This window comes from Porticoccaceae bacterium LTM1 (assembly GCA_030252795.1).
Taxonomy (GTDB): Bacteria; Pseudomonadota; Gammaproteobacteria; order Pseudomonadales; family Porticoccaceae; genus SCSIO-12696.
Genome location: CP127080.1, coordinates 1,144,848 through 1,171,172 on the forward strand (window position 1 = coordinate 1,144,848; position 26,325 = coordinate 1,171,172).

The 26,325-nt window shown below is 51.0% G+C and carries 20 protein-coding genes; 17 read left to right on the forward strand and 3 right to left on the reverse strand.

Translation table 11 applies throughout. The features are described from left to right. Nucleotides 1–3: 3 nt before the first annotated feature. From dapC to map, 3 genes are read right to left on the reverse strand one after another with little or no spacing between them, the layout of a single operon-like run. Entirely contained in the window at nucleotides 4–1,209 is a 1,206-nt protein-coding gene (gene dapC / locus QP938_05035) for a succinyldiaminopimelate transaminase (GenBank protein WIO75277.1), read from the reverse strand. 15 nt (nucleotides 1,210–1,224) lie between these two features. Then, nucleotides 1,225–3,879 carry a [protein-PII] uridylyltransferase gene (gene glnD, locus QP938_05040; protein ID WIO75278.1) on the reverse strand — a complete coding sequence of 885 codons (2,655 nt, stop codon included), beginning with the start codon at nucleotides 3,877–3,879 and terminating at the stop codon, nucleotides 1,225–1,227. Between the two features lie 40 nt (nucleotides 3,880–3,919). Further along, the gene (gene map / locus QP938_05045; protein WIO75279.1) at nucleotides 3,920–4,690 is read right to left on the reverse strand and encodes a type I methionyl aminopeptidase; all 771 of its coding nucleotides are present in this window, start codon (nucleotides 4,688–4,690) and stop codon (nucleotides 3,920–3,922) included. A gap of 446 nt (nucleotides 4,691–5,136) precedes the next feature. On the opposite strand from map, the gene rpsB reads away from it, so the two are divergent. The 17 genes from rpsB (at nucleotide 5,137) to dnaE (ending at nucleotide 26,321) form a co-directional block, all read left to right on the forward strand. Next, entirely contained in the window at nucleotides 5,137–5,895 is a 759-nt protein-coding gene (rpsB, locus tag QP938_05050; GenBank protein ID WIO75280.1) for a 30S ribosomal protein S2, read from the forward strand. Nucleotides 5,896–6,059: 164 nt separating this feature from the next. Then, the gene (gene tsf, locus QP938_05055; GenBank protein WIO75281.1) at nucleotides 6,060–6,926 is read left to right on the forward strand and encodes a translation elongation factor Ts; all 867 of its coding nucleotides are present in this window, start codon (nucleotides 6,060–6,062) and stop codon (nucleotides 6,924–6,926) included. A gap of 133 nt (nucleotides 6,927–7,059) precedes the next feature. Beyond that, on the forward strand, nucleotides 7,060–7,812 hold the full coding sequence (gene pyrH, locus QP938_05060; GenBank protein ID WIO75282.1) for a UMP kinase: 753 nt from the start codon (nucleotides 7,060–7,062) through the stop codon (nucleotides 7,810–7,812). A gap of 4 nt (nucleotides 7,813–7,816) precedes the next feature. After that, the gene (frr, locus tag QP938_05065; protein ID WIO75283.1) at nucleotides 7,817–8,374 is read left to right on the forward strand and encodes a ribosome recycling factor; all 558 of its coding nucleotides are present in this window, start codon (nucleotides 7,817–7,819) and stop codon (nucleotides 8,372–8,374) included. Nucleotides 8,375–8,476: 102 nt separating this feature from the next. After that, a complete protein-coding gene (gene uppS, locus QP938_05070; protein ID WIO75284.1) occupies nucleotides 8,477–9,232 on the forward strand; it encodes a polyprenyl diphosphate synthase in 756 nt (251 codons plus the stop codon). Beyond that, a complete protein-coding gene (locus QP938_05075; protein WIO75285.1) occupies nucleotides 9,225–10,058 on the forward strand; it encodes a phosphatidate cytidylyltransferase in 834 nt (277 codons plus the stop codon). The genes uppS and QP938_05075 overlap by 8 nt, the downstream gene beginning before the upstream one ends. A gap of 4 nt (nucleotides 10,059–10,062) precedes the next feature. Further along, the gene (gene ispC / locus QP938_05080; GenBank protein ID WIO75286.1) at nucleotides 10,063–11,232 is read left to right on the forward strand and encodes a 1-deoxy-D-xylulose-5-phosphate reductoisomerase; all 1,170 of its coding nucleotides are present in this window, start codon (nucleotides 10,063–10,065) and stop codon (nucleotides 11,230–11,232) included. 14 nt (nucleotides 11,233–11,246) lie between these two features. Beyond that, on the forward strand, nucleotides 11,247–12,611 hold the full coding sequence (rseP, locus tag QP938_05085; protein ID WIO75287.1) for a sigma E protease regulator RseP: 1,365 nt from the start codon (nucleotides 11,247–11,249) through the stop codon (nucleotides 12,609–12,611). A gap of 32 nt (nucleotides 12,612–12,643) precedes the next feature. Beyond that, on the forward strand, nucleotides 12,644–15,082 hold the full coding sequence (bamA, locus tag QP938_05090; GenBank protein WIO75288.1) for an outer membrane protein assembly factor BamA: 2,439 nt from the start codon (nucleotides 12,644–12,646) through the stop codon (nucleotides 15,080–15,082). 64 nt (nucleotides 15,083–15,146) lie between these two features. After that, entirely contained in the window at nucleotides 15,147–15,656 is a 510-nt protein-coding gene (locus tag QP938_05095; protein WIO75289.1) for an OmpH family outer membrane protein, read from the forward strand. Nucleotides 15,657–15,766: 110 nt separating this feature from the next. Then, nucleotides 15,767–16,789 (forward strand): UDP-3-O-(3-hydroxymyristoyl)glucosamine N-acyltransferase, encoded by a 1,023-nt coding sequence (gene lpxD, locus QP938_05100; protein ID WIO75290.1) that lies wholly within the window; start codon nucleotides 15,767–15,769, stop codon nucleotides 16,787–16,789. Nucleotides 16,790–16,906: 117 nt separating this feature from the next. After that, entirely contained in the window at nucleotides 16,907–17,341 is a 435-nt protein-coding gene (gene fabZ, locus QP938_05105) for a 3-hydroxyacyl-ACP dehydratase FabZ (protein ID WIO75291.1), read from the forward strand. A 10-nt stretch (nucleotides 17,342–17,351) separates the two neighbouring features. Next, nucleotides 17,352–18,122 (forward strand): acyl-ACP--UDP-N-acetylglucosamine O-acyltransferase, encoded by a 771-nt coding sequence (gene lpxA, locus QP938_05110; protein ID WIO75292.1) that lies wholly within the window; start codon nucleotides 17,352–17,354, stop codon nucleotides 18,120–18,122. Then, entirely contained in the window at nucleotides 18,122–19,291 is a 1,170-nt protein-coding gene (gene lpxB / locus QP938_05115; protein WIO75293.1) for a lipid-A-disaccharide synthase, read from the forward strand. The genes lpxA and lpxB overlap by 1 nt, the downstream gene beginning before the upstream one ends. Continuing rightward, on the forward strand, nucleotides 19,284–19,934 hold the full coding sequence (rnhB, locus tag QP938_05120; protein ID WIO75294.1) for a ribonuclease HII: 651 nt from the start codon (nucleotides 19,284–19,286) through the stop codon (nucleotides 19,932–19,934). Before lpxB ends, rnhB begins: the two co-directional genes overlap by 8 nt. A gap of 159 nt (nucleotides 19,935–20,093) precedes the next feature. Beyond that, nucleotides 20,094–22,496: an ABC transporter permease gene (locus QP938_05125; GenBank protein WIO75295.1), complete on the forward strand. Its 2,403-nt coding sequence runs from the start codon at nucleotides 20,094–20,096 to the stop codon at nucleotides 22,494–22,496. Between the two features lie 138 nt (nucleotides 22,497–22,634). After that, nucleotides 22,635–26,321, forward strand: coding sequence for a DNA polymerase III subunit alpha (dnaE, locus tag QP938_05130; GenBank protein ID WIO75296.1), 3,687 nt, complete (start codon nucleotides 22,635–22,637; stop codon nucleotides 26,319–26,321). The last annotated feature ends 4 nt before the right edge of the window (nucleotides 26,322–26,325 follow it).

Below are 26,325 nucleotides of genomic sequence, written 5' to 3' on the forward strand. Positions count from 1 at the left end.
GAATTACCTCTCCAGAGTCTCTGCAAAACGGGCAATTCGTCTGGCGGCATCGACACATTCTTCCAGTGGGGCAACGAGCGCAATTCGAACTCTGTTTTTACCGGGGTTTCCGGTTTGGGTGTCGCGAGCGAGATATGAGCCGGGCAGAACGGTTACGTTTTCGGCGGCAAATAACTCGCGTGCAAATAGTTGGTCATCGATAGGTGTCTTCAACCAGATAAAGAAGCTCGCTTCGGGGCTTTCTGCGGGTAATTTCTCTGCCAGAATTGGCACAACTGCAGCAAATTTTTCACGATAGAGCTGTCTGTTTTCCACCACGTGCGTTTCGTCCTGCCAGGCGGCAATGCTGGCATGCTGCGTTGGCAGTGGCATGGCGCAACCGTGGTAAGTTCGATATTGCAGGAATGACTGAATGATTTCGGCATCGCCGGCGACAAAGCCGGAGCGAAGGCCCGGCAGGTTAGAGCGTTTGGACAGGCTCTGGAAAATAACGCAGCGTTTAAAATCTGTTCTGCCAATTTCAGCGCAGGCTTGCAGTAATCCGACTGGAGGCCTGTTTTCGTCTAGGTAAATTTCCGAGTAACACTCATCACTGGCAATAATAAAATCGTATTTATCTGCTAGTTCAATTACGGCTTTGAACTGTTCGCTTGAAGTAACGGCGCCAGTTGGATTTCCTGGGCTGCACAAATAGAGTAATTGACACCGCTGCCATACTTCGTCGGGAACTGTATCAATTTTGGGGATGAACCCATTTTCCTGTTCGCAGTTCATGAAGTAGGGTTCCGCTCCCGACAGTAACGAAGCACCTTCGTAAATCTGGTAAAACGGATTGGGCATCACGACCAGAGGATTTGGCTTAGAGCGATCAATGACTTCGTGAGCAAAGGCAAACAGTGCCTCGCGGGTTCCGTTTACGGGCAGAACCTGAGTCTCAGGATCAATTGCGTTGTCCACCAATAAAAAGCGTTTGGTCAGCCATTCAGAAATGGTTTTACGCAGCTCCGGTAAGCCTTTGGTAGCGGGGTAACCCGAGAGGCCGTCCATTGACGCGATCAGTGCATCGGTCGCCAGTTTTGGTGCGGCGTGCTTTGGTTCGCCAATGGAGAGGGCGATGTGATTGCGATCGGCAGGGGGTGTTACGCCTTCTTTGAGTTCGGCAAGGCGTTCAAATGGGTAAGCTTGTAGCTTTTGAAGATCTGGATTCATGTAGGTTGTTATCCGTCAAATATGCTGGTCAATACGCTGGCGAATCTGTTGTTGCAGGCTTTCTGCCAGTTCTTCATTAATAAGTGGAGAGCCGCTTTGGTCCGTAATAAAAAAGATATCTTCAACGCGCTCGCCCAAGGTGGCAATGCGGGCATTCTGCACGCGAATACCAAACTCCACAAAGATACGCCCGATACTGGCAAGTAGACCGGCGCGGTCTGCGGTGGTTACTTCCAAAATGCTGTGGCCACGCTCCAGGTTGTGGCTGAGCCGAGTGCTGGTTGCAATCGGGAAGTGTTTTAGTTGGCGCGGCGTACGGCGCTGAACAATATCCGAGTAATTGTCTCGCAAATCCAGTTCTTTATTTATGGTTTCGCGAATAAGGCGAAACCGTGCTTCATCGTGACCAATGGGCTGGTCGTTGTGATCCAGCACGTAAAATGTGTCGAGAGTGTAACCACCGGCGGATGTGTAAAGCCTGGCGTCGTGAATGCTTAAGTGCACCTGATCGAGAGCGGCTGCAATAGCTGCAAAAGTATGATCCCTATCGAGGGTGCGAATAAATATTTGGGTCACACCCTCTGCAGCATTACTTTCGTTTGATCGAATCAGGATCAGTGGTTGATCGCTGTTGTATTCGTCGATGGCCTCGGTGTGCCAGGCAATATCAATGGCACTTTCCCGCAGGAAATAGTCGTCACCCAGATTGCTCCAGAGTGCAAACACTTCTTTGGGGGTAAAACCCCGCGCCGCAAGAATGTCGAGGGCTTCCTCGCGTGTTTCTTTTATGCGTTGTTTTCGATCTGCAGGGTTTTCCAGGCCGCGGGCAAAAGCCTTGCTGGCTTCCAGGTAGAGCTGGTTCATCAGGCTGGCTTTCCAGCTGTTCCAAAGGCTCGGGTTGGTGGCATTGATGTCTGCAACGGTGAGAACATAGAGCATGTCCAGATGCTGCATATCCTGAACCTTGACGGCAAATTTGTTGATGACCTCCGGGTCAGTCAGGTCCTGTTTTTGCGAGGTTTGCGACATCAATAAATGATTCTGGACAAGCCAGGCCAGCAGGTTTACTTCCCGTTTTGTGAATCCGTGATGCTCTGCAAAATTGCGAATGTCCACGGCCCCCAAAGTTGAGTGGCAGCCACCGCGACCTTTAGCGATGTCGTGGTAGAGCGCTGCAATCAGCACCAGTTCTTTACGTTCCATTTTCTGGAACACTGACGCCGGCATCGGAAATTCTTTCTGGCCATTAGTGCGACCCAGTCGGCGAATGTTTTTCAGAACCTGCAGGGTGTGAACATCCACCGGATAAATATGGAACAGATCGTGTTGCATCTGCCCGATAATCTTGTCGAACTCCGGTAGGTATTTTCCGAGTACACCGTAGCGAGTCATGCGCTGCAAGGTGGTAGAGAGCCTGTAGGTAAGCTGGAAAATCTGCATAAACAGCGACCGGTTGTTTGGGTCGGCTCGAAAATTCTCGTCGATCAGGTCGCATTGGCTGTGAATCAAGCGAATGGTTGAGGCGCGAATGCCCTCCACATCAGCGTTTTTTCCGTATTCGAGAAATATCTCCAGTAGCGTCGACGGATTTTCCAGAAACACTCTCTTGTGAGTGACTTCCAGGTAGCGACCACGGCACTGTAATTGCTTGTTAATAGGGGTAATCGGTTCTTTGCTGGTGCCTCCGAGGATGGTTTCCTCCAGGTGGCGCATCAACACTTCGTTAATCAGTCGCAGCTGCATTACGGTGCGGTAGTAGTGCTGCATAAATTGCTCTACCGCCAGGCGCTCATCGTTATCCTCGTAGCCAAATAACTCAGCCAGCTCACGCTGGTGATCGAATTGCAATTTTTCCTGTGGTCGTCCGGCCAAAAGGTGGGCGCCGTATCGCACTCGCCACAGCAGCTCTTCGCCTTTGCGAAGATCGCGATATTCCTGGTCACTGAACAGTGCTTTGTGACGCAGTTCGGCAACGCTATCCGCGCGAAAATAGCGCTTGGCGACCCAGATGATGGTGTGAATATCGCGCAGCCCACCCGGGGACTCCTTGATGTTCGGCTCCAGATCGTATTCGTTGATGCCGTGACGCTTGTGACGTGCACTCTGCTCATCGCGTTTGGCAATAAAAAAGTCTGCCGCGTTCCAGATGTTTTCAGGCGCGATTAATTCGAGCATTTGTGCGCGGAGATCCTCGTTGCCACAGAGGGTTCGGCATTCCATCAAACTGGTAACGACGGTTATGTCATGGGCGGCGATTTCAGCACACTGCTGGGGTGTGCGCACTGAGTGGCCGACATTGAGTTTCAGGTCCCAAAGCAGTGTTAACAGCTCGGATATTTGCGTCTGGTATTTTTCTGCGTTTGCGTCGGAAAGCAGTAAAAGCAGGTCGATATCCGATTGGGGATGAAGTTCGCCGCGACCATATCCGCCTACAGCGATGAGACTGATTTCCTCATCAAAGCCCAGTTGCTGCCAGGCGACTGTGAGCAATTGGTCAATAATTTTTGCGCGAGCCTGGATCAGTTTTCGAATCGGAGTGCCATTTCTAAAGGCATTATCCAGCTGCAGGGTGGCATTGTTCAAAAAAGCCGACAGACTTTTTTTAAGACCCTGTTGGGATGCATCTTGGGTCAGTTGGTCAAAATCGGGAAAGGAGAGGGCTTCGGTCATAGTCGTTGGCCACTTACCCAGGGGTAAGTGGCCTGATTCCTCAGAAAGACTCTTCTTTGCGAGCGGTGAGAACTTCTACGCCTGTCGCGGTTACTGCCAGGGTGTGTTCCCACTGGGCAGACAGGCGACCGTCACGAGTTACAGCAGTCCAGCCATCTGGCTTAATTTTGGTGTGGTAGGTGCCAGCGTTAATCATTGGCTCAATAGTAAAGGTCATTCCTTCCTTCAGTGCCATACCTGTGCCGGGTCGACCGTAGTGAACCACTTGCGGATCCTCGTGGAAGACATCGCCAATGCCGTGGCCGCAGAAATCGCGTACCACTGAGTAGTGGTTATTCTCGGCGTGCTGTTGAATAACATGGCCAATGTCGCCCAGTGTGGTGCCTGGCTTCACAATCTCAATGGCTTTGTAGAGGCACTCCTGGGTTACCTTAATCAGTCGGGTTGCATGCTCTGGTGCCTTGCCAACACAGAACATCTTACTGGTGTCGCCAAACCAGCCATCTTTGATCACGGTGATATCGATATTGATGATATCGCCGTTCTTGAGCTTTTTGGTTGGCGAGGGAATGCCGTGACAAACCACCTGGTTGATTGAGGTGCAGATGGATTTCGGGAAACCCTTGTAGTTGAGGGGGGCCGGAATCGCTTTTTGCACATCAACGATGTAGTTGTGGCAGATGCGGTCCAGCTCTTCAGTGGTGACTCCGGCAACCACGTGCTCTTCAATCATCTCCAGTACTTCGGCGGCCAGACGGCCAGCGATGCGCATTTTCTCAATCTGTTCCGGGGTTTTGATGGATACGGCCATTATGTTCCCTGATGGTTTAGGCAAAAGCGATAGTTTATCTGATGGCGGTGGTGTAGTGCCACAAGGGAAACCCTGCAAGCCGTGTTCTGAAGGACCGTTCACTATACTTTGACTGGTTTGGTTGGTGTTTGGTCAGTAACGTCGCCAACTTTAATTATGCTGCCCCGAGAGCTTTATCGAGTTTGAGGGGAGTATATATGGTGCGCTGCTGGTATCTGGTCGGCGAATATGGTATAAAGCGCGCCGCTTCGTGAAGACTCGTCTCACGGGGCAATTAAACTTAAACGTCGCACATACATCGACACGCTGTTCTGGGTGCCCTTGCTCTGCCTTAAGAGTTGTGGGGTTGGATAGTGGGATGTGTGGAGGCCCAACCCGAGAGAACTTGCCCGCTTGCTATCACTCGCGGCAGTGGAACAAGCTCTCTGAATACAAAGGAAATAAATATGGCTACTGTTACCATGCGTGACATGCTGCAGGCTGGTGTTCACTTTGGTCACCAGACCCGCTTCTGGAACCCGAAAATGGACAAGTACATCTTCGGTGCCCGCAACAAGATTCACATCATCAACCTCGAGCAAACCGTTCCTGCCTTCAATGGCGCTCTGGAATCTGTTCGCGAAATGGCTTCCAACGGCAACAAGATCCTGTTCGTTGGCACCAAGCGCGCTGCCCAGAAAGCTATTCAGGAGCAAGCCGAGCGTTGTGGCATGCCTTTCGTTAGTCACCGCTGGCTGGGTGGTATGCTGACCAACTACAAAACTATCCGTGGTTCTATCCGTCGCTTCCGCGAACTGGAAGCTCAGAGCCAGGACGGTACTTTTGAAAAGCTGACCAAGAAAGAAGCCCTGATGCGCACCCGTATGATGGAGAAGCTGGACCGCTCCATCGGTGGTATCAAGGACATGGGTGGCTTGCCAGACGTACTGTTTGTGGTTGACGTTGATCACGAGCGTATCGCTGTTCAGGAAGCAAACAAGCTGGGTATTCCGGTAATCGGCATTGTTGATACCAACAGCAACCCGGACGGTATCGATTTCGTTATCCCGGGCAACGATGACGCTATCCGCGCTATCAAGCTGTACGCTGCAGCAATTGCTGACTCTGTTCTGGAAGGCAAGAATCAGAACAGTGGCGTTAGCAACAAAGACGAGTTCGTTGAAGTTGCTGAAGGCGGCGAAGCCCAAGAGCAAGCGGCTGAATAAGCCAGGCCTGGACCTGGAGGCTGTGACAGTTGTGCGACCCACAGCTGTCATAACCCCTCCCTAAGATGTCTGTGGCTAGTATGCGAGAGGGGGCCAATGGCCCCTTTTTCAAAACCCCGGCAGTGACCGGTGTTTGAGAAACGATTGAGAATGAGGACAGATCAATGGCAGCTATCTCTGCTTCTATGGTGAAAGAACTGCGCGACCGTACCGGTCTGGGCATGATGGAATGTAAAAAGGCACTGGCTGAAGCCGGTGGTGATATCGAAGTAGCAATTGAAGAACTGCGCAAATCCAGTGGTATGAAAGCCGCCAAGAAAGCTGGCCGTACCGCTGCTGACGGTGTTGTTGCTATTAAAGTGGCTGACGACAACTCTTACGGTGTTCTGGTTGAGGTTAACTCTGAAACTGACTTCGTTGCCCGCGACGAAGGCTTCCTGGGCTTCGTAAACCAGGTTGTTGAAAAAGCTTTCGCTGACAAGCAAACCGACGTTGCTGCCCTGATGGCTGGCGAGTTGGAATCTGCTCGTGAAGCGCTGGTTCAGAAGATTGGTGAGAACATCGGTGTTCGTCGTGTTGAGCTGGTTGAAGGTGCTGTTGTTGACGGTTACGTTCACAGTAACAACCGCATCGCGGTTCTGGTAAACCTGACTGCCGGTACCCCGGAAGTGGCTAAAGACGTTGCTATGCACGTTGCTGCGGTTAACCCGCAAGTGGCCAAGCCGGAAGAGATGCCGCAAGAGCTGGTTGAGAAAGAGAAAGAGATCTTCACTGCCCAGGCTCGTGAATCTGGCAAGCCGGACGAGATCATCGAGAAAATGATCGTTGGCCGTATGAAGAAGTTCCTGGCTGAAAACAGCCTGGTTGAGCAGCAGTTCGTTAAAGATCCTGAGCTGACTGTTGGCAAACTGATTGCCAACGCTGGTGGCGAGATCGTTGCATTCAGCCGCTTTGAAGTAGGTGAAGGTATCGAAGTTGAGAAAGTTGACTTCGCTGCTGAAGTGGCTGCCGCGCGCGGTACCACTGCCTAATATTGCAAGGTTATTCAGGCCGCCGGTAATATTCCGGCGACTTCTCGCTGAAAAGTGAGTAAAAGTCTGTACAATACGGGAGCCCAATTTTGGGCTCCCGTATATTTATCGGAATCAACAAGTTGGAGATGGTATGCCAAATAGCCAGATATCCAAGGACAAGAAGTACAAGCGAATCCTGCTGAAACTCAGTGGTGAAGAGCTGATGGGTGAGTTGGGTTTTGGAATTGATCCGAAAGTGCTGGATCGTATGGCGCTGGAAATTGGCCAGCTCGTGGGTATCGGCGTTCAGGTCGGCCTGGTGATTGGTGGTGGTAACCTGTTCCGCGGTCAGGCGTTGCACGCCGCCGGCATGGAGCGTGTCACCGGTGACCACATGGGTATGCTGGCGACAGTAATGAATGCACTGGCCATGCGTGACGCCCTGGATCGCAGCAATATTTCTGCTCGAGTCATGTCAGCTATCCCGATGAGCGGCATTGTTGAGCACTATGATCGCCGTAAGGCGATACGCTACCTGGAGCAAGGTGAGGTGGTGATCTTCTCTGCCGGCACAGGTAACCCGTTCTTCACCACAGACTCAGCTGCCTGCTTGCGCGGTATTGAGGTGGATGCCGAGTTGGTGCTCAAGGCGACCAAAGTGGACGGCGTATTCGATGCCGACCCGATGAAAAATCCTGATGCGAAATTGTACTCTCACCTGACCTACGACGAAGTTCTCGAGATGAAGCTCGGTGTTATGGACTTGACCGCTGTGTGCCTGTGTCGTGAGCAGGATATGCCGTTGCGTGTGTTCCGCATGTCCAAGCCCGGTGCTCTGCTGAATATCGTAGTGGGTGGTGACGAAGGCACATTGATTGAAGAAGGTCCGGCAAAAGAGGAATAACTGGATGATTAACGATCTTAAAAAAGACGCTGAACAGCGCATGGGCAAAAGTATCGACGCGCTGGTAACTGCATTTTCCAAAATTCGTACTGGCCGTGCTCACCCGAGCCTGCTGGACGGTATTTCAGTTTCCTACTACGGTTCCGACACTCCGTTGAACCAGCTGGCTAACGTTTCCGTTCTGGATGCCCGTACCCTGAGCATCAGTGTTTGGGAAAAGCAGTTGGTACCGGAAATTGAAAAAGCGATCATGAAATCCGACCTTGGCCTGAACCCGGTAACTACCGGTGAGCTGATTCGCATCCCGATGCCACCGCTGACTGAAGAGACCCGTAAGGGCTATACCAAGCAGGCGCGTAACGAGGCTGAAGGCGCTCGTATTTCAATTCGCAATATTCGTCGCGATGTTCTGTCTGATGTTAAAGATCTGCAGAAAGAAAAAGAGATCACTGAAGACGAAGAGCGTCGCGCTCAGGACGACGTACAAAAAATTACTGACAAGTATGTCGCTGAAGTCGACAAACTGCTGGCAGAAAAAGAAAAAGACCTGATGGCCATGTAAGGCCGCCGTGTCGACTCGGCACAACTGGGGCCTGTTAAGCAGGCCCTTGATATACAAGGAATCAGGTAAGGGCTCATTAATGAGTCCCCTTTGGGAGGTAGCATGACAGACCCGGTAGTTTCTGGCGCCGGTGATTGCCCGTTGCGGCATGTGGCCATCATCATGGATGGTAACAACCGCTGGGCCAAACAGCGCGGTCTTGCAGGGCTAGCTGGCCATCAGGCTGGTGTAGAGCGGGTGCGTGATGTACTCGAATCCTGTAAACGGCACCAAATTGATGTGTTGACCCTGTTCGCATTCAGTAGCGAGAACTGGCGCCGCCCGGCGGTGGAGGTTCAGGGGTTGATGTCGTTGTTTGCTTCCTACCTGAAGAAAGAGATCAAGCCTCTCAAGGATAAAGGTGTTCGCCTCAAAGTGATCGGCTCCCGCGAGCGTTTCAGCTCACGCCTGTGCAAGCTGATTGAGGAGGCGGAAGAGCAGACTAAAGATGGCAATCAAACCCTGGTGCTGGCAGTGGACTACGGTGGCCAGTGGGATATCACCCAGGCAGCTGTAAAACTTGCCCAAAAAGTTGAAAAAGGTGAGCTCAGCAGTGATCAGATTAATGAACAGCTGCTCGCCGAACAGATGTCGCTTGCGGACTTGCCGCCGGTAGACCTCTGTATTCGTACCGCTTCCCAACAGCGAATCAGCAATTTCCTGCTTTGGCATCTGGCATATGCCGAACTGTTTTTTTCCGATGTATTCTGGCCGGACTTTGACGACAGTGCTTTCAATGAAGCAGTAGAAGCCTTTTGTGGTCGTCAGCGTCGATTCGGTATGACCAGTGCTCAGATTGAGGAGAACGCGAGTGCTTAAGCAAAGAGTAATTACGGCGCTGGTGTTGGTGGCTCTGTTTTTGTCGGCATTGTTCCTGTTGCCTGCGGGCTGGTTTTGCCTGTTGGTTGCGTTAGTAGTTTTGGGAGCCTCGTGGGAGTGGGGCAACCTGGTGGGGTTGGAGCGTACATCCACTCGCCTCGGTTACGTGGCGTTGACTGCCGGGATTCTCTGGTTGACCGACTACCTGATGTCGGGCGCGTCCCGGGAAGTTCAAACCCGTTTTCTGGCCAGTGCCTGTACCTGGTGGGCGATTGCACTGCTTTGGGTGCAGGGGTTTCCATCCAGTGCGGTACTCTGGGGTAACAAGTGGGTCAAGGCGCTGATGGGCTGGTTTGTGCTCGTTCCTACCTGGATGGCGATGACTGTGTTGATGAGTGAGCCTCAGTATGGCCCGCTGATCGTATTGTATGTGGTGTTGCTGGTAGTTTTGATGGATACCGGTGGCTATGTGGCAGGGCGTATGTTTGGCCGTCGCAAGCTGGCTCCAAATGTGAGCCCTGGTAAAACCTGGGCGGGTTTCTTTGGTGGTTTGTTTGCCAATAGCCTTCTGGTGTTGGCGACCGGTTTTGCGCTCGGTGCGGATGCAAGATTGTGGGGGCTGCTGGCAGTAATAGTAGGTGTGGCCTCCTGCGCCTCGGTGCTGGGTGATTTACTGGAGAGCATGGTCAAGCGCCAACGCGATGTAAAAGACAGCGGCACCTTGCTGCCAGGTCACGGAGGCATTCTTGATCGGGTTGACGGCATGACCGCTGCATTCCCGGTATTCACCTTGCTCTATCTTCTCCTCGCTGAGGGTGTGTTGTAGGTTTATGCAGTCAATTACCGTACTTGGGGCAACTGGCTCCATCGGCGTCAGTACGCTCGATGTAGTTGCCCGTCACCCCGATCGTTACAAGGTGTTTGCTCTTACCGGTCACAGCCGTATTGAGCTGCTGGCTGAACAGTGTCGCCAGTTTGTTCCGCGTTATGCAGTGGTTGGCAGTGAGGCGGCCGCAGAGCGGCTAAAAGCCCTTGTTGCAGATCTTTCAACCGAAGTACTTCACGGTGATAAGGCACTGGCCGATGTCGCTTCCGATCCGGAAGTCGATATGGTGATGGCGGCGATTGTTGGTGCTGCAGGTCTGCTCCCAACCCTGGCGGCTGCTGAAAGAGGCAAGCGGGTATTGCTCGCCAATAAAGAGTCTCTGGTGATGGCAGGTGACCTGTTTATGGAGGCTGTTAAGCGCGGTGGGGCAGAGCTTTTACCTATCGACAGCGAACACAATGCCATCTTCCAGTGCCTGCCTGCGGACTATCGTGATACAGAACGTGCCGGGGTTCGCAAGATTTTACTGACTGGCTCAGGCGGCCCATTTCGAACCACCGATTTGAAAGAGTTGGGCGCGATGACCCCTGATCAGGCCTGTGCCCATCCCAACTGGTCAATGGGGCGAAAAATCTCGGTCGATTCTGCCACCATGATGAATAAGGGGTTGGAACTGATTGAGGCCTGCTGGTTGTTCAACGTTGGCCATGAGCATATTGAGGTGGTATTGCACCCGCAAAGCGTTATTCACTCAATGGTGGAGTATGTGGACGGCTCGGTGCTGGCCCAGCTCGGCAACCCGGATATGCGCACACCTATTGCTCATGCTATGGCCTGGCCTCAGCGCATGGAGTCTGGTGTTGCTTCATTGGATATTATCGCCACAGCAAGGCTGGATTTTGAAATGCCGTGTTTGGAGCGATTTCCCTGTCTTAAGCTGGCTCGCCAAGCTGCTGAAGTTGGCGGGGATGTACCTGCAGCTCTTAACGCTGCTAACGAAATTGCAGTTGACGCATTTTTGCAGAACCGAATTCGGTTTACCCAAATTGCCGAAGTTGTCGATGGCGTGTTGCAAGGCTGGCAGCGAAACGAACCAAATGGGCTTGCTGAAGTCCAAACAGCCGATGCGAATGCGCGTCGGCTGGCTCAGCAGTTAATTGTCGGGCAGGAGTAGGTCAGGAAAGCTTTATGGAATTTTTGCACACCATTTTCTACACGATTATTGCGCTCGGTGTTTTGGTCAGCTTTCACGAGTTTGGCCACTTCTGGGTGGCGCGTCGCTGTGGCGTAAAAGTGATTCGTTTTTCCATTGGTTTCGGTAAGCCGATATTCAGTTGGACTGATAAGCTTGGTACCGAGTACGCCGTTGCCTGGTTGCCACTGGGTGGTTATGTGCGCATGGTGGATGAGCGTGAAGACGATGTAGCTGATGAAGATCTGCCGTATGCCTTTAACCGCAAGTCGGTATGGAAGCGTATGGCTATTGTGGTAGCTGGGCCTGTAGCTAACTTTTTATTAGCCATTGTTGCCTACTGGGTGATGTTTGTTCACGGTGTGTCCGGTGTGGCCGCAGTTGTTGGTGAAGTACTGCCCGGGTCCATTGCTGAGCGAATTGGCCTCAAGCCGGGCTATGAAATTGTTGCAGTAGATGGTGAATCAATTTCTTCCCTTCAGCAATTGCAAGAGAGATTGGTGCTCAGGATTGGTGAGAGTGACACGATCAGATTCACTGTTTCTCCAGAAGGATCCAGACAAGAACTGAACCTGAGTGGATCTCTCGGCGAGTGGGATGTAGACAGTAAAAATCCAAACCTGCTTCGTTCCATTGGGCTGGTTCCAGATTACCCGCAACTGTTGCCGATTGTTGGCGAGGTTCTATCAGGTAGCTCAACGGAGCGTGCCGGGTTACAGGTTGGTGACCGCATTATAAGTGCCGATGGCATTCCAATGGACAGTTGGGTGCAGTGGGTAGAGTACCTGCAGCTACGCCCTGATCAGGAAATCAGTCTGATCGTGTCTCGCAACGGCGAAAATGTAACAGCAGATATTACTCCAGAGTCTTTCACTGAAGAAGATGGAACCCAATCAGCCCGAGTGGGTATGGGGGTTGTAACAGATCAAGTATTGAAGTGGCCTGAAGAAAGACGCCGCTATTACAGCTATGGCCCGGTGGAAGCAATAAGCAAAGCCGCAGGGAAAACCTGGGACACATCAATGATGACCCTGGGTGCTCTTAAAAAAATGGTCACCGGTTTGATTTCGCCCGAACACTTGAGCGGCCCCATTACCATTGCTAAAGTTGCTGGTCAGTCTGCTGAGGGCGGAGTGGTATCTTTCCTGAGCTTTATCGCTCTGCTCAGTGTCAGCCTCGGTGTATTAAACCTGCTGCCAATTCCGGTACTGGATGGTGGTCACCTGATGTATTACATCGTAGAGGCTGTAAAGGGGAGTCCGGTATCTGAAAGAGTTCAGGTGATCGGATATAAAGTAGGGCTGTTTTTGGTTATGGGCTTAATGGTATTTGCCCTATACAATGACCTGATGCGTCTTTAACAATAATTCAACAATTGATAATGATGGCCTTTATGAAGCGTCTAAATGTATTTGTTTTGCTGATGGTGTTGTCCAGCGCCGCCTTTGCCAAGGTATTCGAAGTCAAGGATATCCGTATTGACGGTTTGCAGCGGGTTTCAGCCGGTATTGTCTTCAGCTCCTTTCCAATCAGTGTTGGTGATCTAGTCGACGAAGAAGGACTTCGTGTGGCGACGCGCTCACTGTTCAAAACCGGTTACTTTGACGACGTAGCCCTGGCTGAAGAGAACGGCACACTGATTCTGAAGTTGACAGAGCGTCCAGCGGTTGACTCCATCAACATTGATGGTAACAAGGCCATTAAAACCGAAGATTTGTTGAATTCACTCAAAGACAATGGTCTTTCTGAAGGACAGATCTTCAAACAGGATGTTCTGGAAGGGTTAGCACAGTCTCTGCAAAGTGAATATGCGGGGCAGGGTCGCTACGGCTCCTCGGTGAAAACGCGGGTTGAAAAGCTGCCTCGTAACCGTGTTGCGCTTTATATGGATATTGATGAAGGCTCTGCAGCCGCGATCAAACACGTAAATATTGTTGGTAACAAAGAGTTTGAAGAGAGCGAACTGCTTGATCAATTCGAATTGAAAACCACTGGCTGGTTGTCCTGGATCTATAAAGACGACCAGTATGCACAGGAAAAACTTTCAGGGGACCTTGAGCGCCTGGAGTCTTTCTACAAAGACCGCGGTTATCTTCGCTTTACAGTGAAGTCTGTTCAGGTTGCGGTTAGCCCGGATAAAGCATCTGTGTATATCACCATCAACGTTGATGAGGGTGGTATTTATAAAGTTAGCGAAGTGGCACTTGGCGGTGAATTGGTAATTCCGGAAGAAGAAGTTCGTCGCCTGATTTTCCTGCGCGAGAATCAAACTTTCTCGCAGTATCTGATGACCACATCCAGTGAGTACATCACTGCCCGATTGGGTAATGACGGCTACGCATTTGCGGAAGTGGTCGGCCAGCCGGAAATTAATGATGAAGATAACACCGCCAAGGTTACTTTCTTTATCACACCGGGCAAACGCGTATATGTGCGCCGCCTTGAGTTCCGTGGCAATACCAAAACCGCAGACAATGTACTGAGACGTGAAATGCGTCAGATGGAGGGCGGTGTTGCCTCCAATGGTCGAATTGAGAGCGGTAAAATTCGCCTTGAGAGAACCCAGTTTGTTAAACCTGGTGTAGAAGTTGAAACGCCAGAGGTGCCTGGCACCGATGACCAGATTGATGTGATTTATACCATGGAAGAGCAGCCATCCGGATCTGTTGGCGCCTCTTTTGGTTACTCTCAATACTCCGGCTTTACACTGGGTGGTAATCTGCAGGAGTCCAACTTCTTTGGTACCGGTAAAGTGGTTGGAATCAGCCTTAATCGCAGTAAATACCAAAATAACATCAGCCTGACTTATCAAGACCCTTATTTTACGGTTGATGGTGTGAGCGCAGGGTTCACATTATTCGCACGTAAAAGTGATTATGCGGAATTGAACTTCACTTCCTATGAAACCGAGAGTGCCGGTATGAAAGTGAACTTCAGCTACCCGCTTTCCGATATTGAGCGCCTCAGTTATGGGTTTGGATTTGAAAACCTGAAGCTTGATACCTCCGACCTGTTTGAGTCTTCAGTGTCTCCGGAAATTCTCGACTTTATTCGCCAAAATGGTGATCAAAACGACCTGTTGACTCTGTCATTGGGTTGGGAACGGTCAACGTTGAACCGCGGTATTTTTGCTACTGCCGGTGGCAGGCAATACTTTTCTATGGAAGTGGCCCCCCCGTCGGTAGATGATCTGGCTTACTACCGTTTGACCTATTCCGGGCAGAAATACTTCCCATTGGGAGGGTTTGCCAAGTGGTTAAATGGCTGGTCTTTCCGTGTACGTAGTGAACTCGGATATGGTGAGGGGCTTGGCGATACACCAAGACTGCCGTTCTATAAAAACTTCTATGCCGGTGGCCCAAATTCTGTACGTGGATTTGAGAACAACTCGCTTGGCCCTCGTACAGTGCCGGTACAGGTTAGTGGCTTTGAATTGACGCCTGATAATACTGACCCATTTGGTGGTAACGTATTGGTAGAAGGCAGTGCCGAATTAATATTCCCTCTGCCTTTCATCAAGGATCAAAGCAGTGTTCAGGCCAGCATGTTCTTTGATTTCGGGAACGTTTTTGATACGTCATGCTCTGAAGATAGACCGCTGCTGCTTACAGATGGAACACCAGTTGTTGACTCTATGGGGAACGCTTTGACTGCACCAGGACAAGTCAATTGCCAAACACCTGACTTGGGCGAACTGCGCTATTCCGTAGGTATTGGTGCAACCTGGTTGAGTGGTTTCGGACCGATTACATTCAGTATTTCGAAACCGATTAATGCCAGTGATCTGGATGAGGAAGAGTCCTTCCAGTTCTCACTGGGTAACACTTTCTAAATTAGGGCCTGTAACAGGCTCCCAATAAGTAATATTTTTTGATTGGAGATATAACGTGGGTAATATGAAATCTGTAATTTTTGCATTGGCAGCAGTATTTAGCATGGGCGCTATGGCTCAGGAAAAGGTTGCCGTGTGCGATATCATGCAGGCAATCTTTGCATCTGATCCAGCTCAGGCTCGTGCCAAAGACCTGGAGGCTAGCTCAAACCTGACTACCCTTCAGGCAGAAGGTGAAAGCAAAGTCGCCAAGTTTAAAAAATTGCAGGAAGACAAAGAGAAAAACCAGCTGAGCTGGGATGATCAAAAGAAGAAATCCTACACCACCGAAGTTGAATACCTGCGCGCTGATATCGAACTGATTCAGCAGAAAATGAAAAACGAGCAGCAGAGCATTCAGCAGCAAATTGGTGCCGAGCTTCAACCGGTTGCACTGGCAGAACTGGATGCCTTGATCAAAGAAGAAAAAATTGACCTGCTGCTGCGCAAAGAAGCTGTGCTGTGGAGTGGTCCGGCTACTGATGTGACCAACAAACTGATTGACCGCATCAACAAAACCGCTGGTAAAAAATAACATCAGTCGTTAACAGCAGCTCAATTTGTAACTGTTGTTTAGCAGCTTACAGTTCTAGACCGAAAGTGGTCGATGATCTGTAAGCTGTTTTGCTTTTAAGGAGTCTTTTTATGTCCCGCCAATATACTCTGGCCGAGTTGGCCGACCACTTGGGTGCCGAACTGAGAGGCGATGCAGGCTGTGTAATTGAAAGCCTGGCGACATTGCAGGATGCAGGAGAAGGCCAGATCGCCTTTCTTGCCAATCCGGCCTACCAGCGTTATCTGGAAACCACTAAAGCCTCTGCAGTGATTCTCAGTCCGGATCTGGCGGATAAATACGCTGGCAATGCACTTTTGCTGAAAAATCCCTACTTGGGTTATGCCAAGCTATCCGGGTTGCTGGATACTGCGCCAAAAGTACCAGCAGGCATTCACCCCTCGGCAGTGGTTGCCGAAACCGCACAACTGGATGCCAGTGTGTCGGTTGGACCGAATGCTGTAATTGGTGAAGGCGTAATTATTGGTGCGAACGGCCAGATTGGTGCAGGAACTGTGATTGGTGACAACACTGTGATCGGTGAAAACTGTCAATTGGCAGCCAATGTAACCATCTATCATGGTGTGACTCTTGGTAATAACGTCATTATTCACAGCAGCACTGTGATCGGAGCTGATGGATTTGGCTTTGCCCCGGACAATGGCCAGTGGGTCAAGATTCACCAGCTGGGTGGCGTGGTTATCGGTAACAACGTTGAAATCGGTGCTTCAACTACCATCGACCGTGGTGCGCTGGGAGATACGGTTCTTGCCGATGGCGTCAAAATCGATAACCAGGTGATGATTGCCCACAATGTGAAAATTGGTGAAAACACAGCCATGGCGGCGTTTACCGGTATTTCAGGTAGTACCACAATTGGTAAAAACTGTACCTTTGCCGGCCGCTCGGGCTCTGTAGGACATATCGATATCGGCGACAATGTCCATGTGGCGGGTACCACGGTAATGATGAAAAGCGTCAGCGAACCAGGAGCATATGGTGCGGGAACGCCGACAAGCCCGATTCGAGAATGGCGCAAAAATGCCGCTCGCTTTAACCAGCTGGATGATATGAGCAAGCGTATTCGCAAGCTGGAAAAAGCTCTGGATCAGTAATAGGGCTGCATCTATCTGTCTTTTGAGTGTCAATGCCAACATAGACACCGCTCCCAGTTCCTTTATAATTCGCGCCTTGCCCTTCGGGGCGAGGTTCGAACGCCTTTTGGAGAAAGCATGGATATCAATGAAATCAAAGAGTACCTGCCGCACCGCTATCCGTTCCTGCTGGTAGACCGCGTTGTGGAGGTTGTCCCTGGTGAAAGCATCGTCGCTTACAAGAACATCACCGTGAATGAAGAGGTCTTTAATGGCCACTTTCCCGGCGCGCCGATTTTCCCCGGTGTAATGATTGTTGAGGCCATGGCCCAGGCATCCGGTATTCTCGGATTTACTACCGATGGTGAAAAGCCGGACGAGAACACCCTGTATCTGTTCGCCGGAGTGGATGAAGTCCGTTTCCGTCGTCAGGTTGTGCCGGGTGACAAGCTGGTTCTGGAGTCGCGCCTGATCTCCAAAAAACGCCATATCATGAAGTTTGAGACACGAGCTCTGGTGGATGGAGAGCTGGCTTGTGAAGCCAAGCTCATGTGTGCCCTGAAAAAAGTCTAAGGGGGCGTCAGTGATCGATCCACGCGCAATTGTAGATCCTTCTGCCAAACTGGCCGACGATGTGGAAGTCGGCCCGTTTTCCATTATTGGTCCCAACGTAGAGATTGGCGAAGGTACAGTCATTGGCCCTCATGTGGTAATCAAGGGGCCAACCACTATTGGTAAGCATAACCGCATCTATCAGTTTTCTACTGTGGGGGAAGACACCCCGGACCTGAAGTACAAGGGTGAGCCAACCACACTGGTAATGGGTGACCACAACACCATTCGTGAAGGTGTCACCATTCACCGCGGTACCATTCAGGATCGCAGCGAAACCACCATTGGTAACCATAACTTGTTTATGGCTTACGCCCATGTGGGGCACGACAGTGTGATTGGCGATCACTGTATTCTGGTTAACAATGTGGCACTGGCAGGGCACGTCAATGTCGGTGACTGGGCCATCCTGGCCGGTTACGCAATGGTGCATCAGTACTGCAATATCGGCGCCCATAGCTTTATCGGCGCTGCAGCCTTTGTAAACAAAGACGTGCCTGCCTACGTAATGGCTACCGGACATCCGGCTGAGCCAAAAACCGTTAACGTGGAAGGGCTCAAGCGCCGCGGGTTCAGCAAAGAGCAGATCCGCGAAATCAATCGTGCCTACAAGACCCTGTACCGTCGTGGTCTTTCTCTGGAAGAGGCCACAGCTGAGCTGGAGTCAATGGCCGCTGAAGAGCAGGCTGTCCAGTTGATGGTTGATACCATCAAAGCGGCTGAGCGCGGCATTATTCGCTGATGAACGAAACTGCTGTAGTTATCGGTATTGTGGCCGGTGAGGCGTCTGGCGATCAGCTGGGCGCCGGTCTTATCGCGGCACTGAAAAAGCGCTACCCCAACGCTGTTTTTGAAGGTGTCGGCGGCGACAAAATGATTGCCGAAGGCTTTAACAGTCTCTACCCGATGGAACGCCTATCGGTGATGGGGCTGGTAGAACCCCTCAAGCGCCTGCCGGAACTGCTGCGGATGCGCAGTAACTTGTTCAAGCATTTTCGCGATCGCAAACCGGCGCTGTTTATCGGTATCGACTCACCGGACTTTACCATCCATCTGGAAGGTAAGCTGAGGCGCTGTGGTATCGCCACTGCGCACTATGTCAGCCCATCCGTATGGGCCTGGAGACAGGGGCGGGTGAAAACCATTGCCCGCAATGTTGATCGCATTCTGACTTTATTCCCGTTCGAGTCCGAGTTTTACCGCCAGCACAACGTTCCAGAGACTTGTGTCGGTCACCACTTGGCTGATCGCCTGCCGTTAAAGCCGGATACCCAAGCTGCTCGAACCGAGCTTGGTTTGCAGGGTGATGCTCCGCTAGTGGCAATTATGCCGGGCAGTCGCGGTTCCGAAGTTGCCTCTCTGGGTAAGTTGTTTCTGGATGCTGCCAGTGAATTGGCCGCCAAAATTGACGGAATTCGATTTGTTATTCCCGCTGCCAACAGTCATCGTCGCCAACATATTGACGAGCTGATTCAGCAATATCCACATCTGGATATCACAGTTATTGATGGCCAGTCACTGACTGCCATGACGGCGGCGGACCTGGTATTGATGGCTTCCGGTACTGTCACCTTAGAAGCTATGTTACTGAAGAAACCGATGGTAGTGAGTTATCGTATGGGCAAAATGTCCTACGCGATCTTCTCGCGGTTGGTGAAAGTAGACCACGTTGCGTTGCCAAACCTGCTGGCGGGTAAGCGATTGGTGCCTGAACTGATTCAGGATGATGCAACGGTTGAAAACCTGACCGAAGCCGCCCTGGGTTTTCTCAATAATCCGGCTCAGGTTGAGCAACTGCAATCCGAATTTACCCGGTTGCACGAACTGTTGCGCAAAAATGCCAGCGAAGCTGCCGCCGATGCACTGATGCCTCTAATCGAAGGTCAGACTGTTGAGGTCAGCCGTGGCTAGACGCAGCAAGCAGACCCAAAAACTGACCGATCCATACATCGTTGATTACAACGGTCAGCTTCTGGCCGGAGTGGATGAAGTGGGGCGTGGGCCACTGGCTGGTGATGTGGTAACTGCTGCGGTAATTCTCGATCCGTTGCAGCCTATTGAAGGCCTTAACGACTCCAAAAAACTTTCCGAAAAACGCCGCGATGAACTCTACGATGAGATCATCGCCAAGGCACTAAGCTGGTCGATTGGCCGTGCAAGTGTTGCCGAGATCGACCGTTTTAACATTCTTCAGGCTACCATGATGGCAATGTACCGCGCAGTGCAGGGTCTTCATATCCAGCCTGAATATGTCGCGGTGGATGGCAACAAAATGCCGAAATGGCCTTATCGCGGTGAGACTGTGGTTAAAGGGGATGGGCGTGTTGCTGAAATCGGCGCCGCCTCCATTATTGCCAAGGTTACTCGCGATCGGGAGATGATTGCTTTTGAAGAGCAATACCCAGGCTACGGATTTGCCGGTCACAAAGGCTACGCAACCCGTGAACACACCGATGCCCTCAAAGAGCTGGGACCAACCCCTATTCACCGCCGCTCGTTCGAGCCGGTGCGCAGTATGACTGAGTCGGTGCAGTTGTCGTTGATCGGTGGTTAATTGACGTAACCCGCTTATCTGTGTTGCCCCATTGCATCACTTAACTATTCTGAACTTTCACGCTAAACCAAATGTCCTAAATTGCTCAAGCAATAGCTTGGCAGTTTGGTTTCTTTTTGGGTATCTACTATAAAGGTGTAATAACAACAGGGATGGTGCATGTTTCAGAGCTATTTTCAGACAGCCTTTCGCAATTTAATTAAAGATCCTGTCTACTCAGTCATTAGTATCCTTGGTCTCACTTTGGGATTAACCTGCGCGGTTACCATTCTTACTTATGTGATGTATATACTCAGCTATGATCAGGACTATCCTGATGCTGAGCGTATATATCGTTTGTCAGAAATGGTTCAGTATCCTGAGCGGGACAAATCTTGGAGGGATTATCTGAATCTGGAGTTGTATAAGCCTGTTCTTGAAACTACGAATGTAGTGGATAGTGTGGCTTATCTGTCTGGTGATAATGTGGAGTTATCATATGGCAATGAGGCATACACTGAAAGTATATATTATACGAATAACAGTTTTTTTCCCCTTTTGGGAGTGACCTTTATAAAAGGTCAGCCCCGGTTCGAGCAACCTGGCACCGTTGTTCTAAGCGAAACAGCGACCAAAAAATACTTTGGCAATATCAATCCGCTTGGAAAGACTCTGGGTTTGAAAGGCGAATTGATTACAGTCACAGGTGTTTTCAAGGATTTTCCTAAAAACACCCATCTTCATCAATTAAAACCGGATATATTTATTTCGGATCTGGGTATGCCTGTCTCTGAAGCTGATTATCAACGAAGAGGTTTGTTTTATGTGAAACTCAAGCCGGATGGCTTGATAGGAGATGTGGAGCGGCAGATTAATCAACGTATTGATTATAAAACACTGAAGGGATATGAGTTTACCCTGCGTTCGCAGTTTCGGCCAATCATTAATTCACACATGGTCAGAAAAGGCGATAGCTTACAAATTGGCACCAGTGGCACCAACCTTTTTGATTCCTGGTTTTTTATTTACGTCCTATCTGGGCTGGCGCTTTTAGTACTGTCTATTTCTTGTGTCAATTTTATCAACTTCTCTAACGCACGTTTTTTAAAGCGGAGCCGGGAAATTGGAGTGCGTCGAGTAATTGGAGCAGGCCGCTTGCAAATATTTGGCCAGTTCCTTAGTGAGTCGCTGTTGCTTAATTTGGTGTCAATTCTATTGGCAATAGTTATTTCACATGCAGTAATTCCATTGTTTGGCAATCTGATCAATACTGATCTGGAAGACGTTAATTACATAACCCCGTCATTTATCGCTGCACTAATTGGTTTATGGTTGTTCTCCACAATTTTGTCTGGCCTATATCCATCCCTAACCCTATCGAGGATGCAACCCGTTGCAGCCCTGCAAGGTGTAGGGGGCGGAAAAAGAAAAGGCAATGCATTACGGATTGTTAATATTACCCAGTTTTTAGCAGCAGGATTCTTGCTCACATTATGTATTTCTCTGGGGCTACAGGTGCATAAGATGAGTAATATTGACTATGGTGCGAATCTGGATGGCGCTTTGGAAATGCTGCTTCGTGGGCCGGGCTTAGAGGCGAAGAATGAAGTGTTGAGGGATTGGCTTGCACAAGTACCTAAAGTCGAGTCAGTGTCATCACCCATATCGTCTACTGGTAGACAGAGGTTTACTCTCCAGAAAAATAGTAATAGGGAAATTGAACTATCTTTTGGGTATGTGGAGGAGTCCTTTTTTTCACATATTCAAACTGATCTTTTGGCTGGCCGTCTATTTGATGGAGTTACCCCATCTGATGAGGCGTTAATTTCGCCAGACCCTTCGAAAACTAGGGGCGGGTCAGTAATTTTAAGTAAAGCTGGCCTCAACAAACTTGGCTATAGCAATGGCAAACAGGTTATAGGGCAGAAACTACATCTTGTTGGGCAAAATACTGAGTTCATAGTTGTTGGTGTTGTGAGTGCATTCCCGCAGATATTTTCGGGGTTTAGCATTGGTGCAGATTTGTATTTGCTCAATGAGCAGGCGGTGAGAGGAGTTAATGTGCGCATTGAAAGAGGTCATGTTGCTCGGGTTGTAAAAGAGTTGGAGAAAAAGTGTAAGGATTTTGCACCAAATACGACTCTTGGTCACATACCACCCACGCAACACGTGGACTATCTGGTTGGTGTGTTTTTAAGGGTATTAGCCAGTGTCGCAGTTTTTGCCTTTATCGCCATAGCCATTGCTGTGTTAGGGCTTTACGCAATGTCCACATATACACTTGGCCACAGACGTAAGGAGATCAGTGTTCGCAAAGTGCTGGGGGCTTCCAGCTGGCGCATTGTCAGGTTGCTGTTGTGGGACTTTAGCAAGCCGATATGGATTGCCCTGGCACTGGCCTGCCCAATAGCATTTCTGCTGGCTAACCAGATTGTCAGTCATTTCAACGATCAGATCCCACTGGGCCTGGTTACTTTTGTATATGTCCCTCTGGTTATCGTTTTGCTGGCATCGCTTACGGTAGCTGGTCACACCCTGAAAGCAGCTGGCACAGATCCGGTAGAGGGGTTGAAATATGAATAGCCAGTAAGCGGCTGATCACTGCCATTTGACGGGGAGCTTTGCCCCCCCGATTGCTATGACCTTATCGAACATCCCCCCCTGAACTGTTACACTCTCAGGCCGATTGAATAGACCTGCATAACGAGAAAAGTCCGGCCAATGACTTCACCATTTGTACACCTGCGCCTGCACACCGAATACTCCCTGATGGACAGCCTGCTGCGGATCAAGCCGCTGGTAAGCAGGGTGGCCGAACTGCAGATGCCGGCGGTGGCGGTAACGGATTTTTGTAACTTTTACGGTCTGGTGAAGTTTTACAAAGCTGCCCAAGGAACAGGCATTAAGCCAATTGGTGGCAGTGATTTTCTATTGGCATCGGATGATCCGGATACGGAACCGAGCCTGATTACCTTTCTGGTACAAAATGAAAAGGGGTATAAAAACCTCACCATACTGATCTCCAAGGCTTATCGCGAAGGGCAGTCGCAAGGGCGACCGCTGATCAAGCGCGAGTGGATAAAGGAGTATTCGGAAGGGCTGATTGTTCTGTCTGGTGGCCGCGAAGGCGATGTTGGCCGCGAACTGCTGATGGGGCATCAACAGCAGGCCGAGCAATTATTGGCAGGGTGGATGACTGATTTTCCAGGTCGGTACTACCTTGAGCTGCAACGTACCGGACGCCCTCAGGAAGAAGACTATTTGCACGCCGCGGTGACTTTGGCGGGGCAGGCGGGTTGTCCAGTGGTGGCGACAAACGATGTACGCTTTTTGCACGCCGAAGAATTTGACGCCCACGAAGCGCGGGTGTGTATTCGCGATGGTAGAGTGTTGGACGACCCGCGTCGGCCACGCAAGTACAGCGAACAGCAGTACCTGCGTTCGGCGGAAGAGATGGCAGAATTGTTTGCCGATATTCCGGAAGCACTGGAAAACACCATTGAGATCGCCAAACGCTGTACGCTGGATATTGAGCTGGGTACTTACTACCTCCCTGATTTTCCGATCCCGGATAACTTTGAAAGCGACCCGTTTTTCGATACCCACATTCCCTATGAGGTGATGGAGAAGCAGGCGAAAGAGGCGATGGCGACTAACTGGACTGGTCGTGAATCGGAGCCTGAATACGCAGCGATGCTGCGAACCAATGTGTTTTTCCAGAAGATCTCCTACGAAGGTCTCGAGTGGCGTCTGGAGTCGATTCTTGATAAAAACGACCCGGATTACCTCGCCGACAAAAAGCCCTATCTTGAGCGTCTGCAGTTCGAGCTGAACATCATCATGCAGATGGGGTTCCCGGGCTACTTCCTGATCGTGATGGACTTTATCCAGTGGGCCAAGGACAACGATATTCCGGTGGGGCCGGGACGGGGTTCCGGTGCTGGTTCATTGGTGGCATACGCCCAAAAAATTACCGACCTTGATCCACTGCAATACGACTTGCTGTTTGAGCGATTCCTCAATCCGGAACGGGTGTCGATGCCGGACTTCGATATCGACTTTTGTATGGAAAACCGCGACAAAGTGATCAGCTATGTAGCGGATGCATACGGACGTGATGCGGTATCCCAGATTATCACCTTCGGTACCATGGCTGCGAAGGCTGTGGTGCGAGACGTGGCGAGGGTTCAGGGTAAATCCTATGGTCTTGCCGACAAACTCTCCAAACTGATTCCACCCGACCCCGGTATGACTCTCGCCAAGGCATTGGATTCTGAGCCAATGTTGCGGGAGTTCCTTGAAGAGGATGAGGAAGCCCAGGAAATCTGGGAAATGGCCAAGCAGTTGGAAGGCCTGGCGCGAAACGTCGGTAAACACGCAGGTGGTGTAGTAATTGCGCCAACCTGTATCACTGACTTTGCACCGCTGTTTTGTGATGAGTCCGGCAGCGGCCTGGTTACCCAGTTCGATAAGGGCGATGTAGAGGAGGCTGGCCTGGTGAAGTTCGACTTCCTTGGTCTGCGTACCCTGACTATCATCGACTGGGCGTTGGAGATGGTAAACAGCGCACGCCAGCGACAGGGGCAGGAGCCGCTCGATATTGCCACTATTGAGCTGGACGACGTCGACACCTTCAAGCTGCTCAAGCGAGCGGAGACAACTGCGGTATTCCAGCTTGAATCCCGCGGCATGAAAGACCTGATCAAACGTCTCCAGCCGGACAACATCGAGGACATGATCGCCCTGGTGGCACTGTTTCGTCCGGGGCCGCTGGACTCGGGCATGGTGGACGACTTCGTTAACCGTAAGCACGGCCGGGCTGAAGTGGCCTATCCGGATGCGACTTATCAGCATGAGTGGCTGAAGCCGATTCTGGAGCCTACCTATGGAGTAATCGTTTATCAGGAGCAGGTGATGCAGATCGCCCAGACCCTGGCCGGTTACTCGCTGGGCGGCGCAGATATGCTGCGTCGTGCGATGGGTAAGAAAAAACCCGAAGAGATGGCCAAGCAGCGCGCCACCTTTGAGGAGGGCGCCAAAAGTCAGGGTGTTGATCCCGAACTGGCGATGAAGATTTTCGACTTGGTGGAAAAGTTCGCCGGGTACGGTTTTAACAAATCCCACTCCGCCGCCTATGCGCTGGTTTCCTATCAAACAGCGTGGCTGAAGGCGCACTATCCGTCGCAGTTTATGGCCGCCACCATGTCCTCGGATATGGATAAAACCGACAAGGTGGTGACCTTTATTGAGGAGTGCCGGGCAATGGGGTTGACCCTGTTGCCGCCGGATGTGAATACCGGTGAGTTCTACTTCACGGTGGACGAGCAGGATCGCATTATTTACGGTCTCGGTGCGATCAAAGGACTGGGTGAAGGCCCAATCGATAATATTCTCGAAGCACGCAAGTCCGGTCCGTTCAAGGATTTGTTCGACTTCTGCCAGCGAGTGGACTCTCGCAAGGTTAACAAGCGGGCGCTTGAGGCGATGGTGCGATCTGGTGCGCTGGACAGCATTGGTCCTCAAGGTGAACTGGGGGTTACGCGTGCGGTGATGCTGGCTGCTATTGATGAAGCGGTCAAACTGGCAGAGCAGAGTGCTCGCAACGCTGCCAGTGGCATGGGTGATCTGTTTGGTGAAACTCCTGCCGAGAGTGCCCCGGAAATCGGTTATGCCAGCTTTAACAGGGTGCCTACCCTGACAATCAAAGAGAGGCTCACTGGCGAAAAGGATACTCTGGGACTTTATCTCACCGGCCATCCGGTGGATGAATATGATAGCGAGCTGGATCAGTTTGTTTCTGCGAGGCTTTCCGGTCTGGCCCCGAAGCCACGAGAAGTACAGGTGGTTTCAGGTCTGGTGGTGGATATGCGAGTTCGCAAGAACAAGAAGGGCGAGCCGTGGGCCAGTATGACACTGGACGATCGGACCGGCCGCATTGAAGCGTTGGTGTTTGCCGACAGATTCCGCGACTGCCGTGAAAAAATTGCCAAAGATGTAGTGCTGGTGCTCGAAGGCGAAGTGCAGGCCGATGACTTCTCTGGTGGTTTGGCTATTCGTGCCGAAACTGTGAGAACCCTGGAGGAGTCGAGGGATCTTGCCGCCAGGGAGTTAACGATTGGCTATCATCCTGCCAACCGTAATGCCGAAAGTGCCAGACAACTGGAAAGTCTTTTGGCGCCGTATAGTGGTGGAGGCACCAAAGTGCGGGTGCGCTGTGCCAACACCGAAGCCCGTGGTGAAGTATTGCTGGGTGAACAGTGGCAGGTATCTGTACGTGATGATCTACTGCATCAACTGAGAGAATCGCTGGGGGCTGACCAGGTACAGCTTGCCTATGAGGGCGGTCGTTTGAAAACGGCTACTATCAAGGGAGGCGGGCGCAGGCCGCCCCGAGATAGCTCTGAATAGTAAA